Annotated in this window: 9 protein-coding genes; 2 read left to right on the top strand and 7 right to left on the bottom strand. The window is 58.3% G+C overall.

Annotated elements, in window-relative coordinates; all coding sequences use genetic code 11:
* Window positions 1-531: 531 nt before the first annotated feature.
* Both WF513_RS01475 and WF513_RS01470 read right to left on the bottom strand, forming a co-directional pair.
* Window positions 532-1,899, bottom strand: a complete 1,368-nt coding sequence (locus WF513_RS01475; RefSeq protein WP_339080985.1) for a DUF3999 domain-containing protein — start codon at window positions 1,897-1,899, stop codon at window positions 532-534.
* Window positions 1,896-5,516 (bottom strand): DUF2339 domain-containing protein, encoded by a 3,621-nt coding sequence (locus WF513_RS01470; RefSeq protein ID WP_339080983.1) that lies wholly within the window; start codon window positions 5,514-5,516, stop codon window positions 1,896-1,898. The genes WF513_RS01475 and WF513_RS01470 overlap by 4 nt, the downstream gene beginning before the upstream one ends.
* A gap of 315 nt (window positions 5,517-5,831) precedes the next feature.
* Here WF513_RS01470 and WF513_RS01465 point away from each other — a divergent pair, with 315 nt between their 5' ends.
* Window positions 5,832-6,227, top strand: a complete 396-nt coding sequence (locus tag WF513_RS01465) for a YkgJ family cysteine cluster protein (protein ID WP_339080981.1) — start codon at window positions 5,832-5,834, stop codon at window positions 6,225-6,227.
* 66 nt (window positions 6,228-6,293) lie between these two features.
* Complete coding sequence (locus tag WF513_RS01460; protein WP_339080979.1) at window positions 6,294-7,700, top strand: FAD-binding oxidoreductase; 1,407 nt, start codon at window positions 6,294-6,296, stop codon at window positions 7,698-7,700.
* 77 nt (window positions 7,701-7,777) lie between these two features.
* On the opposite strand, the gene cptA is transcribed toward WF513_RS01460, so the two are convergent.
* From cptA to WF513_RS01435, 5 genes are all read right to left on the bottom strand, one after another.
* The gene (gene cptA, locus WF513_RS01455) at window positions 7,778-9,538 is read right to left on the bottom strand and encodes a phosphoethanolamine transferase CptA (protein WP_339080978.1); all 1,761 of its coding nucleotides are present in this window, start codon (window positions 9,536-9,538) and stop codon (window positions 7,778-7,780) included.
* Between the two features lie 290 nt (window positions 9,539-9,828).
* Window positions 9,829-10,185, bottom strand: a complete 357-nt coding sequence (locus tag WF513_RS01450) for a hypothetical protein (protein ID WP_339080976.1) — start codon at window positions 10,183-10,185, stop codon at window positions 9,829-9,831.
* A 129-nt stretch (window positions 10,186-10,314) separates the two neighbouring features.
* Window positions 10,315-12,066 carry a hypothetical protein gene (locus tag WF513_RS01445; protein ID WP_339080975.1) on the bottom strand — a complete coding sequence of 584 codons (1,752 nt, stop codon included), beginning with the start codon at window positions 12,064-12,066 and terminating at the stop codon, window positions 10,315-10,317.
* A 90-nt stretch (window positions 12,067-12,156) separates the two neighbouring features.
* Entirely contained in the window at window positions 12,157-13,206 is a 1,050-nt protein-coding gene (locus WF513_RS01440; RefSeq protein WP_339080974.1) for a hypothetical protein, read from the bottom strand.
* Window positions 13,207-13,211: 5 nt separating this feature from the next.
* Window positions 13,212-15,059 carry a hypothetical protein gene (locus WF513_RS01435; RefSeq protein WP_339080973.1) on the bottom strand — a complete coding sequence of 616 codons (1,848 nt, stop codon included), beginning with the start codon at window positions 15,057-15,059 and terminating at the stop codon, window positions 13,212-13,214.
* Window positions 15,060-15,067 lie beyond the last annotated feature (8 nt).

The raw sequence follows: 15,067 nt of genomic DNA, 5'->3' as shown, positions 1-15,067 counted from the left end.
CACCAGCGCCGGATCGAGTAAGGCATCTGGCAGCAGATGACGGACCACTGGCGGCAGGTCAAACAGGCGCGCAACAATAATCATCCCAGCAGAAGCTTATTAATAAATAGACATAAGCGACGACGAAGAATGGCGGCCTGCGATGACAGCGAATCGGCGCAATCGGCTAATCACTCAGTGGCGCCGTGACAGCCCTAGGGTGCTGCGCAGCGGCAGCAGCAGCAACTGGCGCATGCTGTTGACGTAATGCCAGAGTAAAATTGCCCAGAGCGTGGGCATCGGGAGCCCCCCGGTCAGACCATATTGGACCAGAACATCTTGCACGGCGCACCTGCGTAACCATTCCCAGACTCGCCGCTACCCGCCACCAACCGTTTGCCAGATAGCTCAGGCAAACGCTCGGGGCCACGCAAAGACAGGGGGAAATTAAATTACGCCATGGCCTTTCTGGCCTCAAACGCCGAGCAATTTAAGCTGCAAACCCTCTTGAAAAAAGTTTAGGCGGCAGCGCTTTATTGCTAGCTAACAGCTCTATTCCGAGCGTGGCCTACGCAACAGGCTGACTGCCATCAACGCCAGCAAGCCGACCCCAAGCAACAGCACCACCCACAGGCCCCAGCGTCGCCACTGGCCATCGCTCGCCTTGGCTTGCGCCTGCTGCACGGGGTTATCGCTTTGCAGCTGCGCTTCGGCTGTGCCCAGTTGTTGCAAACGTTGCGACTGGTAACCAGGGATGAGTGTGGTCAACGGCAATGCGGCTGATTCAGTGCCAGCACGCCCCAGCGCCAGTCGATAAGGCGGGCTGCCGCGCTGCAGAAACACCAGCTGCGTGGCGCGTACGGCCACTTTGATTTGCGGAGGTTGACTGCCGAGGCCACCACCACGCTCGTCCACCTGCAGGCGCAGCTGCTGCATCGCTACGCCGGGGAGCGATAACTCCTCCTGGCGAATTTCTAGGCCGTTCTCCGGTAGCCGATAAAGCAGGCCCTGAGCTAAATATTGCCAAGCACCCTTGGTTTCACTGCGGCCACTGACACGGACCGGCGCCAAGCTATTGGCTTGGCTTAGCTCCACATGCACGCGCTGCAACGGCAAGGCCAGCGGCAACTGCCATTGATACTGACCGTCCGCATTAAGGGTCGCGCTGAGTGGCTGCGACCACACCAATGGCGCCGGCGCACTGTCACTGCGCTGGCTCATCAGGCTCGCTTCCGTCAATTGCGGCGCCTGTTGGGGGCTTTGCCAGAGCAAACGCAGGTAGCGCGCTTTTCGCCCTGGCAGTTCGACTTGACGCTGCTCAACACGCTCACCGTCAAACGACACCCGCGCTAACTGCCCAATACCCCAAGGCTGCCACGCTTGCAGGTCATCACTGGCCTCGATACTGAAGCGCTGAAACCCCTCCTGGCCGTCCGCCCAGTTCAACTGCAAGCGAATCAACGGCGCTTGCAACGCACTTGCATCTAACAGCCAGCCACGCCGCAAGGCTGGCTGGTTGGCCGTATCTGGCTGATCGAGCAGCTCGATCAAGGTGCCCGTGGTGCTGCGCTGCACACGCAGGTTGGCCATGGCGGTGCTGTCACCCTGCTCGGCGTACAGTGGAAACCATTTCACCGTTTGTTCCTGCTGGCTGTCACGCGACGTCTCTTGCCCCGCGACCAGCGCGTAAGCCAGCGCGTGGCCTTCAGCATTGAACACCCGCAGGTCGCGCAGGTCGCCATAGCGCGCTGCAAAATGCAGCGCCATCGGCACCTCGAGGCGGTACCAAGGGCCTTCACCTGCAAGCGTCAGCGGCAGCTGCACGGCAAAGTCATCCAATTGCGCCTGAGCCAAGCTTACGGCGCTAAACAGCAGGCCAGCCAGTGCTGAACACAGCGCCGCTCGGGTTAAACCATTCATGATGCGTGCTCCTGCGGTTGATCAGCCTCTTTCGTGCGCGCGGGTAAGGGCGCGAAATAACCCACCACCAACAGCAATACACCCACACCAATAAACGACACGATGCGCTCCAGCCCCCCGCGATTATTCAACTCTACGAAGAACAGCTTGGCCACGACCACTGTAATTAAGGTCGCACCGATCAACCACAGCTCACGCCGAACCAAGCGGTTACCGACGACCATCAACGGCAGCGCAATCAGCGTCCAAACAATCGACAGCCCCGCCTGCACCAGCATCGAAGCAAGCAAGGCATCCAGTTGATAAGGCACGCCACTCCAATAGTGTACGGTGCGCATCACCATCGCCGTCAGCAGGGCGAACAACGACGCCCCCGCCAGCGACTGTGTCAGCCACTGACTGCGTACCGCGCTCACTCCCAACTCGACCAGCCCCGTGCGCGCCCATGCGAACATTGCCCCCAGCGCAAACAGCAGGCCCAGCTCCAACGGGTTCAGTAATGGCAAATAGGCCAGCGGCTCGGCGTCGCCCGCACTGGCGATATTGGCCAACCAAAACCAACCCAGCATCAAAACGACCAGCGGAGCGGCCGCTAACACGCGATATTCGCGCGGATAAGCCGCTAACGGCCAAGGCCAACGCCGCGGCACCGCCATCGGCCGCGGAGCCATCAGCCATAAATAGGCACTCGGTAACAGCGCCCAGCCCAGCCAACGCCACGCGTTGTAATGCTCTGATAGGGTCAAGAACAGGTAACGTAACTGCAGCGCCAGTACACCCAGTAGCAACCAGCAGCCGAGCACATGGGCCGCGCTTAGCGCACCCGCCGGCAGTTGTGTGGCCAAGCGCCGCAACGCCCAGAAGTGCACGACAAACAGCAGTGCCCACGCCAGCCAGCCAAACTGCGCCGCCGGATGAAACTCAGGGTGCCAAGCATGCAACACAACCACGCCAGCCAGGGGCGTAAGCAGGCAACATAGCAGCGCCAGTTCAGCCCAGCGGGTGCGCGGCGCAAGAAACGCCGCCAGCGCCACACTCGCCACCAACACCGCTAGCAGGCCACTCGTCTGCCATTCACTGGCGACAAAGCGCAGCACCTCGCTGCTCAGCGCCAGCGCCCACCATGCTGCACCCCATACCAGCAGCAGTTGCGCCAGGCCAAGCAAACTGAAATTGCCAAGGGCGCTGGGCGCCTCGCGACGGGCCAGCTGTTGCAAGCGCCAGGCGCCGACCAAAGCGGCCATGCCGAGCACCAGCGGCGTCCAGAAATCCATATGGGCCAGCGGCCGAAGCCCTTCGGCCGACAGCTGACCGAACAGCAACGGGCTGACCGCGAGGAACACCAGCCCCGCCAACACCTGCAACAACAAGCCGAAGACAAAACTGGCGCGCTGCTGCAGATGCAGGCTGAGCCAGATGATCAACAGGCCGCTGCCACCCCATACCGCACTGGCCGTAGCCCAGGGCAACACAAACAGCACCGCGAGGTTGATAAACACCAGTCCCACCAAGAGCACCACCGACAGGCCGCGCAACAGGCGATGATCCGCGCCGACCTGCGGATCACGCGCCGCCAGCAACATGCCGGCGATCAGGCCAAAGCCAATCAGCGAGGAGGTCAACAAGCCCTGCCAGCCGGCAGCAAAACCGCCCGCACCCGCCGCTGCATGGTCGGCCATGTCTAGCATAAACAGCAGGCCACCGAGCAACTGCACGGCAAACGCGCTGAACAGGAAACTGCGGGCCTGCAGGCGTAAACCTAGCCACAAGGTCAGCAGGCCTGCCAGCGCCCAACTGATCGCTGTGCCTTGTGCGGTAAACAGCAGCGGTGCAACCAGATAAGTAAACGCCAGCCCGGCGCAGGCCAGCACTGGCAAACCACGGACCTCCCAGCGGCTGGCTTGGGACGCATTCTGGCGCAATTGCCAGTAGCTAAACAGCAACGCTGCGCCGAGCATTAATGCGCCCAGAGGCGCGCCGTCCAGCAGGGTCAACTCACCAACGCGCAAGCCGATGACAAACGCCAGCGCCGCACCAAACTGCAGCAGCAGGGCAAATGCCCTTGCCAGCTTGCGCTGCTGACGCAAGCCCAGCCAAAAAATACCCGCCCCTTCAACCGCCCAGGCGGCCGAGGTCCAGCGAGCATCCAGCCCTAAGGGAATCGCCAAACTGGCGAATACCACGCCCAGCGCCAAGCAGGTTTCTACCAGCAGTACCGCACGATCTCCCGTACGACCGACCAGCAGCCGCGCCAGCACCAGATAAAACAGCCCCAGCGCCAACGCGCTATAGGCAGCGGCAAACTCAATGTGCTGCACCAGTGCGAACTGCAGACCAAAACCCACTAAGGGCGGGCCAAACAACACCGTGGCGTCGATAGAGTCGCCTTTGCGCGCCGCCCACAGCAGCAACTCGTCAGGGTTACTGGGCGCGTCAACCGCCTCGCGCAATTTACGCCGTGCAAACAACAAACCAATGGCCACATACATCAAGAAAAACAGCACTAGAAACGGCTCAGTACTCCACAACAAATCAGGCGTATAGGCGCGTATCCCCCAGGCGAAACCAATGCCGAAGGTGCCGACAAAGCCAATCAGATTGAGCAAGCGCCAGGCCTTGAACCAGGCAATGGTAAAGATGCCGATATTCAACAAGGCGAAATAGCTAAACAACATCACATGGTTGCCGCTGCCAGTAGACGTCAGGATCGGCGCGGCAAAACCGCCTAAAGCGGCAGCGGCAGCCAAACCCAAGGCGTCTTGTTTGACCGCCAAAATAGCTGAAAAAAACGTGACCATTACCAGTAAGCCCAGCGCCATAGCGGGGTCTAGTAGCGGGTGTAGGCGCATGGCGGCGAACACCGTCAGGTACAGCACTGCAACCCCAGTGCCTTGCAGCATCAGCGCATAACTTGGGTTACGCAGGCGCAACCACCAGCCCAGCGCCAGCAAGGCCACAGCACTGGCGGCCACGCCGGCATAATGCAACTCCACCGGCACGACTACGCCCTCGGTGGCATAGCGCAGCAGGAAGGCTAAGCCGAGAAATAACAGCACTACACCCACGCGCAGCACTGTATTGCCACCCAGCAGCCAGTTCCTAGCCGCGGTAAAACCACGCTCAAACACGCTTGGCTGATGCGGTTCAGCAGGCTTCCAAGGCGGAGCTGGCGGCGTAATCGGTCTAGCTGCGACGGGCTCAGTTGCAGCCGACGTGGCAACTGCTGGCGCAGCAGCAGGCTCGGGCAGGACAAAATCTAGCGTCCAGTCCAGCTCAGGCTCAGGCTCAGTCGTTTCGGGACTGGCGACAGGCTCGGGAACAGGTATGGGCTGCGGGACAGCACTAGCCGACTGAGGTGTTGATGAAGCCTCAGACGCTGGCGTCGCGCCCCGCTCCAGCGTGAGCAGCCGCTCATAAAGTGCTGCAGTGCCCTGTTCGAAGCGCAGGGAAAACGCCTTAAGCTGAGCCGTCAGCGCGGCATTCTCGCGGGCAAGTCCTTGTAGCCTAAGCGCTTGACCCAGGCCAAGACCGAGCAAAGCCCCAAGCAGCGAGCCGCTCAACGTTTCATCCGCCAACGCCCCGAGCAGCAAGCCCACCAGCATGAAGATCCATTGCATGCAGCGCGTTCCTATTTAGTCAAATCCAAACCTGCGCTGCCCAACGGCAGACGCCAACTGCGCAGCAGTATAAGAGGCACCCCACAGCATCCTCATAAACGTGAATGCCGCACGCATCACAGCACAGAAAGAAATTACCGTACCCACTCTATACATGACCCGGCAACGGCCCAAAAGCTGCGCGCTGTGGATGTCCGCCATAAAAATTCGCGCCGCGCGCCCCGTGTAAACCGTGACCAGCGGGCAGATTGTCATTCAAAAATATTTTAGGCCCGTTATTATCGCCCGCCGCCCAACTGACGCCTGCCACGCCCGATGAAAAACAACCTGATTGCCGCCGCCGAACTCGACCGCCTAGACACTTGGGCCAAATACACCGCTGACATGTGCCACAGCTGCATGTCCAGTTGCTGCACGCTGCCGGTTGAAGCGCGCCTGAACGATTTGATCCGTATCGGCGTGGTCGACGAATTCGAGCGCAGCGAGCCGCTGAAGAACATCGCCAAGCGCCTGCAAAAAGACGGCATCGTCGAACGTTTCCATCAAAAAACAGGCATCTTCACCCTGGTGCGTATGAGCAACAATGACTGCCTGTACCTGGACCGCAAAACCCGCCTGTGCACCATCTACGAAAAGCGCCCAGACACCTGCCGTAACCACCCCAAAATCGGCCCACGTCCGGGCTATTGCGCGTACAAGCCAAAAAGCTGAATACCGCACATGCGCCTGAAAGGGCTTACCCTAGGCGCTATTCTCCTGCGACCCAGGTAACCGCGCATGAGCCAGTGGCAGAACATCAGTTTGTGGATGGACCAACTGAGCGGCTCGCTGCACCCCAGAGCCGCACTGCAGGCCGATATTCATGCCGACGTGGCTATTATCGGTGCGGGCTATACGGGTTTGTGGACCGCCTATTACCTCAAGCGCCAAGCGCCGCAGTTGCGCATCGTCATCCTCGAAGGCGAGATTGCCGGTTTCGGCGCCTCCGGGCGTAATGGTGGCTGGCTGATGGGCAACCTGCTGGGCCAGGATCACCTGCTCGCCGGTCAGCCCAGCGCAGCGCGCCAGCGTGCCTATAGGTTGCTGCACGGCATTCCTGATGAAGTCGCCAGCGTGCTGCAGCGCGAACAGATCAGCTGTGATTACCGCAAAGGCGGCGTGCTGTATTGCGCCGCACGCTACCCTGAGCAGCTGACCCGCTTGCGCCAGCAACTGGCGCAACTGCGCGCCCTTGGCCTAGATGAAACGGATTACCGCTGGCTGACCCCTTTCGACCTCGGCAAACAACTGCAACTGGCCAATGCCTATGGGGCGATCTACTCACCGCACTGCGCCACCATCCAACCGGCGAAGCTGGTGCGTGGCCTGGCAGACTGCGTGACTGCCATGGGCGTTGAGGTGTATGAGCAAAGCCGGGTAATCGACTGGCAAACCGGTCGGGTGCGCACCGCAGGCGGCAGCGTGCGCGCTGACTGGATCGTGCCTGCGGTGGAAGGCTATGCCGCCGAATTACCGCCCTTAGACACGTATCAACTACCGGTACAAAGCTTGCTGGTGGCTACCGAACCGCTGCCCAAAGAAGTGTGGGCGGATATAGGCTTGGAACGCGGCCAAGCGTTTAGTGAAAACAGCCGACATGTCACTTATGGCCAACGCAGTGCCGACGACCGTTTGGTGTTCGGTGCTCGGGGTGGATACCGTTTTGGCGGGCGCTTACGCCACGACTTTACACTCAGCGAAGCTGAACGCGACCTTCGCCGCTTATTGTTTAGCGCGCTGTTCCCGCCACTTAAGCAGGTGCGCATCACTCACGCCTGGGGCGGCAACTTGGCCATGGCCAGGCGCTTTCGCCCACATATGCTGATTGATCGACGTAATGGCATCGCCTTGTCCGCAGGTTACGGTGGCGAGGGCGTCGGTGCGAGCAACCTCGGTGGACGCACCCTGGCTGACCTCATCCTCGACCGACACAGCGAGCTGACCGCGCAACCTTGGGTGCTTGGCGACCAACCTCTAGAAACGCTGCCACGCTGGGAACCTGAACCGTTGCGCTGGCTCGGTTACAACGTGGTCGCCCAAAGCTTTAGCCACGAAGATCACGTGCTGGCCAACCCGCACAGCGCGCCTTGGCGACGCACAATGGCCAGCGTATTAGCTGACGCCATGCAGCGGCTGATGCGCTAGCCCTGAGCGAGCCATTCGCAGCGCTCCCAGCAAGGCTGGCGGCGCGGGCTCAAATTTCCTGAGCTTGGGGTTCAGCGTTAACGCTCAGGCTTGGCCGTCTTATCACGCTGCGCTAATTGAGTGTTGCGCGTAACGCCTTGGGGCTTGATCAAGCTGAAGTCGATCAAACTCTTGGGCTGTTGCGGGTTGCCAATCAGAAGCGGTATTGGCCGAAAGTCATTACTGACCAAGCTTTTACTCGACTCGTACTCATCAAAGCGCAGGCCGGCTAGGTCGGCCCAGGTGTGGATAAAGTGCGATGAACTGTAGGGCCGCGACAGCGTGGCCGTGAAGTCCCGTGCCTGCTGCGCCTGCCACTGCGGTGAGTTCCACAGGATGAACGGCACGGTGTACATCGGGCTAGTCGGTGCGGCCTCGTTACGCCCCAAGACATCCGGCTTGGGCGCATCGAAGACCGCCTCGCCGTGGTCTGCCAAGTACAGCAACATGCTGTTGGGCTGCTGCCCAGCCAAATCCTTGATCAGACTGGCGACCACATGGTCGTTGTAAAGCACGGCATTGTCATAGCTGTTGTAAGTGGGCAACTGATCGCTTGTTACATTTGCCGGCACACCGGCGTGGTCAGTAAAGCGCTCAAATTCAGCTGGGTAGCGGTACTGATAGCTCATATGCGTGCCCAGCAGGTGCACCACGATAAATTTGCGCGGCGCTGCATCGGCCAGCACCTTGGCAAAAGGTGCCAGTACATCACCGTCGTATTGGCGAGCATTTTGCGCTCGGTTGTTGTTCAGGTAGAACTGCTCATCGGCTTGCTCAGAAAAAGTCGTGAGCATGGTGTTGCGTTTGGTCATGGTCTGCTGGTTGGTGATCCAGTAGGTTTTGTAGCCCGCCTGCTTCATCAGATTGATCACCGAAGGCGTGGTCAGGTAACGCTCAGGGTGCTCCTGATCGGCAAAGGTCAGCACCTGCTGTAAGGCTTCGATGGTGTAAGGGCGCGGCGTTACTACGTTATCGAACACCTGCAGTTGGTCACGCAAAGCGTCCAACTCCGGCGTGGTTTCGCGCGGGTAACCATATAGGCTCATGCGCTGACGGTTGGTTGACTCACCGATGACCAGCACCAGCGTGGCTGGCTGCCCGGCCCGTGCATCCTGCAAATTACCCAACGGCAGGATGCTGGCATTCTCATCCAACATGGCCTGCATATTAGCCAGTTGCTCGCGGTAATTTTTGTAGCCCACCACCAACTGCCAAGGCGTCGCCGCCTCAATGCGTTGGGCGAAGTTATCCAGCCCCGCCTGCCAACTGTCGTGCTTAGTGAACTGGCGTAGCGCCGGATAACCCACCGACACAAACAGCGCAAACGCTGCCGCAAACAAGGCACCAGGGCGCGACAGATACACCGGGCGCACTTTGCGCCAAAGCAACCAACCACCCAGGCCATAGGCGAGAAACGCCGGCAGCATCCACCAAGCGAAATACTGAATCAGGTACTCGCGGCTTTCATTAATGTTCGACTCGAACATGATGAAAATGACGCTCTGCGAGAACTCCTGGCCGTAGACCAAGAAGTACCCAAAACTACCCAATGAGCACAGCCACAACAGCGCGCCCACCACCGCAGCAATTAGCCGGGCGCGGCCAGGGAATAACAGCACAGGCACCAGCCATAATGCGCTGGCCAAAAATGCCTGGCGAAAGCCAGAAAACCCAGCCGTGCCGGTTAGCTGAATCAGTAACTGGGTGACGCCTGAAAAATACCAAAAGAACAAAAAGGCCCAACCTAACCCAGCCCAATCCACCCGCTGGCGTGGCGACACTTGTAATGCTGCAGACATAACGACCTCATGACATCCAAATAACCGCCGTCTTTATGCCATCCGGCCCGTGAAAATTCCGTCAAAAACCCTGCCGGAGTGAGCAACTTGTTGCCCTATCCTCTTCAGGAAAATCTGAGCCAGACTTTCTGACTTTGCAAAAGGTGAAGGCGGCGCCTGCCGCCCCTGGCGGACCTGATTCTTGACCAACAAAGCGAGCTTGCTGGGTGACCAGCAGACACCATGAAGTGCTTTGTTGGCTAATAAAACATATGTCGTAGGCGCTTATGCCTGATCTACGTAAGCGCAAATTAGTCCGTGATTGCCCACGAACCATCTTTGCGCTGTGCAAAGTTGGCACTGCTTACTTCACTGCTCACCTCACCGTCGAAGCTCGTCTCAACTTCCACGGAGCAACGATAGGTACCCTTACGAACCTCTTCGCAGTCCTGCACATCAACACTTTCGATCGCCGGAACCATGCTGCGGAGCATTTTGGCTGCGTCCTTGCCGCCAATGGATTGCAACATTTCCATTTGCTTGTTTTGTTGCGCAATTATTGAATCCATCACTTCGCTATTGCTTGGCCAATCCGAACAGCCTGTCAGTACCGCGATAGAAAGCACTAAACCAAACGTTCCAATCATGCGTGTGGAAACGAATTTCATTTGAATCTCCAAGGGCATGCTCATGCTTTGATAGTTTTGGAACTCCCTAGCAAAGCACCCGACGCTGTACTGATCAAAAACAAGCACTCACCCCCTCCCCAGATAAGGCGGGGCAAGTTCGGTAATCGCCTAGGCTGGCTCGTTCCTCTCATCCTGAGCCAGACGGCCGGCCGCTTGTTCCGCGACTACTGCCAACGGTGCAGCGGGCTGGCTGGGCTGGAAGCGAGTCTTCTCATTCATCTGAAATATCTGGCTAGCCGACTGCAAATCCACCTCATTGATCCCTGCAATGGTTTGCCGGCTAGCAAAGAAGTCATCCAGCTCACTCAACACCTCGGCCAAGGTGTCGTCGGCCTTGTTCAGCGACAGGATGTAGCGCTCCTGCTCCAAATTCATATTGCCGGATACGGCAAAGGTGGTGGTCAGCAAATTGCTGAGCAGGAACCAGGGGGTGATATTGGAACGTACGACGACATTTTCGGAGCGCGTGCTGTCGTAAATGCTGTTGCCGGTTGAGAGTCGCGACTCGGTATAAGTCCCCTCAATACTCAACTCCAGCAACAGGGAGCGAAACTGCATTTCCGCCCAGAAGGCATTACCTATGGTACTGATCACGGTGCCAAATATCAGCAGCAGGAATGGCATGATCAGCACCGTCAACACTTCCGGCTGCTGACGAATACGCGCCAGGTCATCCGCCAGACTGGCCAGCCACAAGGCTCCGCCTGCCAATAGCAACTGACCGAGCACACTGGTCATGATGCGCGTCCATTTGAATCCGGCTGAGTGAGCAATTTCGCTGACTACCGGCTGAGTTTCGACCAGGGTTCGCCCGGTGAACGCCCCCTTTTCGCTGCCACCCTCCTGCTGCAAAGAGGGATCAAAGTTCTGGTAAATCCGATTAGGGATTTCCTGAAAGCGACGATTGGCCAGGATATGTGAGTCGAGGTGAATAAACAGTTCGCGTGGCATCAGGTTTTTCTGCCAATTATCGCGGTGCTCCGACACCTCTGTCTGCGGTTGAGCAAGGCGCATGCGTTGCAGCACCAAATACAAACCCAGCGCCGAGGTCAAGGCTGCGAGAAACAGCAAGGTGAACAAATACGGCAGGGTATTAACCGGCAATCGCGGGATGGCCTGCACATGCCGATGCACGTAGGCGAGCAACGCCGGCAGTAAAACCGCCAAGGCTAGCAGCACACCAATACGCAGTAGGCTGATGTCCATGCCGCCGCGGCTGAAATGGCGGAAGGGATTACGCATGCTCAGCCACAACTTCAGCAGGTAGAGGGTCAGAATCACCCCCAGCCAAGCCATCACTGGCGTATTGTCCAGGCGCGCGAGGCCTGTGGCACTGGCGAACCAAGCCAGAGCAAAGGCCAGCAACATGAAGATCGAAACGCTCAGGCTGAAGAGCAAATTTTCCGTTAGGGCACGATACACCGGAGGCATAAACAATAGCCGTGGCATGAGGCTGTGCACCAACCGGGAAAACAGGCTTTCTGGCTCTTTGAAGGTGGTGTTCTTGCGCCCCATTAACATGTCATGCAGCTCGTTGCTGCGGTAGGCAAGACGATCTTTGCTGGCGTTATCGACATGGTTAGGCGCCAGGCTGGCCGGCACGCTGCGGCCAACATAAAAGCGAAACAGTTTGAACAATCCCTGCCCCAACGCGACCAAGCCCCAGATCAGCAGTAACAAGCCCAGCCCAGCTGAAATCCAGCCCTCCAGCTCGCGGCCACGGCTCACTAGTCCGGCCACTTGTAGCAAGCTGTACAGCCCGGTCAACCCTAACAGCGCACCCCGCAGGGCAATCAACGCACCTTCTAGGCGAAACGGATTAGCAATTCCCAGCGACTGGGAACCATAGTCATAGGACATCGGGCCTTCCTTGAACTAAAAACGATTGGCTGTAGCCAGCCTATCGGCCCATAAGCACGGACCGATTTGCTGGTTCGAGGGGAATAACTGCTAGAGCGCTTCGACCCGCTGATTAAGGCGCTCTACCAGGCGCGAGGCGCGCTCCGGCTTTTGCAGTGCAAGCTCAAGATCGCCGAGGCGCACGCGCTCTTCGGGCTCACTGATCACCCTAAAGCCATCGCTCTGACCGTTCAGCAGCGCGAGTATATCGGCGCAGGCTTGCTCGCCATCGTCCATCCCCCGCGGCAGCTTCTCGCGACATTCTTTTTCCTGTTTACGCAGGTCGCGCTCAAAGGCCTCGCGCCGTTGTTCATCGGCATCACCTTTAACTGGATCAAGGGCATAGTCATAGCGCTGTTTAAGCAGGTTACGGCGCTTAAAGTAGCCCAGGTCTTCGAGCATAAAGCTGCTATCACCCAGCTCGATCCCGCGCAGGCGGCGCTCAGCCTCGTTGAGATCATCGAGCACACCTAGCTGATTAGCCAGCATACGCCGCAGGTCGCGCGACCCTAGAAAAGAGGAATCAACGGCCTGGGTCGTAACACCTTCTAACAAGCTATCAAGATTGCGCACGTTAGCCACTTGGGCGCTGCCTGCGGCGGCGAACAACTCCGGCAAACGAAGGCTGAAGCTCATGTCAGCCTCGGACGTATCGTCGTCATAGCGCGCCTGAATACTCAGATCAAGCGGCTGCAGTTGGTCTCGACCGCTGCCGGCCAGCAGCTCAGCAAACAATAGTTTCACCACGGCCGAAGGCTGATCGTCAGATGCGGGGAAGGTTACGCCCTCGAACTCCAGGTCAATACTTTTCAAATCAGGTTCATTGGTAGAGTCTTTAATACGCAACTCTTCCACGCTGACCTCTAGACCCTTAAAGGTTGCTGCATCGACCACCACCTCAACCCCACTGACAGTAACAGTCGAGCCAAATGGGCTGGCGCTGACAGACTGCCACTGCACGAACCCATCCAGCTCATTGTCGTACAGCCAATCTTCGAGCCGCTTTTCTTCCTGACCACTGCGGTAAATGCCCAGACCGATATAACTCACCAGTAAAAGGCAACCAATGGCGCCCGGAATAATGAATTTCTGATATTTCATTGCCATCACTCCTGGTCCTGCTGGTTGTCATCGGGCCATGCCGCCCGCACCTGACTCTTGGCATCTTCAGGTGTCCACTGTGGGTCATTGAGACGCTGGCGGGTCAGCTTCAGCGGATCACGAAAATCGCTGCAGCCATCCGCCTCGCATGCCAACAAGGAAGTCGCCGCAATCTGCGTAAGGGGCAGGTCCAGCTGGTCGCGTTTGCTCATGTCCAGGCTTACCTTACCGGCCATCACATACCAGCCTGTATCCGGCTCACTTTCTGCCTCAGCGGCTGTCAGCACCGCTTCGTAGGGGTAGTCGAGGGTCCAGCCGTTATCGTCGCGGCCATTGATATGCACAATTTGGCGGATCTCGCCGCTGCGACCACTCACCAACGCTCGGTAGCCATTATCTAGGTTGACATCATCAACCAAGCTGGCCATCAACTGCTTAGGATTACGGCTTTGCTCTTGCATGGCCTGAAAAAGCCGCAGCTGTTCCTTGGCTTGATAGCCCAGTTGCTCGCGCTGACGTTGCTCTTCACGGGCCTTTTGCTCGGCCTCCTGCTGAGCGATCTGAGCTTGTTTACGCTCGAAGTTGAACAAGTGATTACTGGCATTGTTGGGGTTGAAATCCCACAATTTATTGCTGTAACCGCGCTGCAACTGAACTTCGTACAACCACGTGTCGCGGTCGCCTTTGAGCCCTTTAGTCAGGTCACGCATGGCGTACATCTGCACATAGTTCTCGCGCGGACGTAGTTTCTCCAACTTGCTCATCGGCGCAAACAGGGCTGTGCGAATGCTCTCGATCTGGCGGAACAACTCCACATTTTCAGTCAAGGCCACGACCATCAAGCCGTTCATGTTCCAGGTGCCAGAGTAGGAGCTGTGGGTTGCACGCACCAGATAATGCACACGGCTCACAGGGTCACTGCTGAGCAACATAAACATATTGCGCTGGTCATCAAAGGCAACAATCGGCAGCTCGGCAATGCCGTCAGCAATTGCAAACCCCTTGTTGAACGAGCCCTTGAAGCGCTTCAACTCAACCCCGTCAGAACGCTGCACTCGTAACTCGCCGGTACCGGAGGCAAAGCCATCGGCACCGCAGGTAATACCCTCCGACTGGGCGGAAAGCGCCGCGCCGGCATCTTCGGGCTTGTAACTTGTGCGGAACTTGCAACCGTTCTGGTCCTGCAATACGGTCAGGAATGTGGCCGCCGCCAGCACGTCGTTCTCTAGCGGAATCTTCCAGCCAGCGACCGCGAAGTCATCGACCACAACCGGTGCCGCGACTTTGACCGGCTCAGCCTCGACAGGTGCAGGAACCGACTCAGCCACAATGGCTGGAGCAGGCCCAGGGACCGGCTCATCCGCAAGCACTTCTGGAGTCATGGTCGCAGGCGTTTCAATAACTGGCTCAGCAGTCACGGAGGCGGCAACCTTAGGCGCAGTAACCGCTGCAACCACAGGTACAGTCTCAGTTACCACAGCAGGAACGGCGGCGACAGGCGCGGCGCTTTGCGCGATTTGCGCCACCCAACCAGCCGACTTGCTGGCACTGCCCTGAGCCTGCAACTGGCCGCTCTGGTTAAGGCTTTGCCAACTCAACTCACTGGCCGCGGGGCATTGCGCGCCGAACAAACCTCCGAGTTTGGGCAGTAAGCGCTCCACGCTGGCCATATTGGCCTCAGCCTTGAAGGCAAAACGCAAATTAAGCGTCTCGCTGCACCAAGGCTGCGCCTCGGAGTGATCGACAAACACCTCAACATTTTCTGCCTTGGAATAGGCAAGCCGGTGACTTTTATCTGCGCCATAGGCAGACATGCTCAGGGCCAATAGGCTGAGCAACATTAACTTGTGCATAACTACCG

The sequence above is a fragment of the Pseudomonas sp. TMP9 genome (assembly GCF_037943105.1).
Classification (GTDB): Bacteria; Pseudomonadota; Gammaproteobacteria; order Pseudomonadales; family Pseudomonadaceae; genus Aquipseudomonas.
Note: the sequence above shows the minus strand (reverse complement) of the source record. Positions and strands in the feature narration are given on the sequence as shown.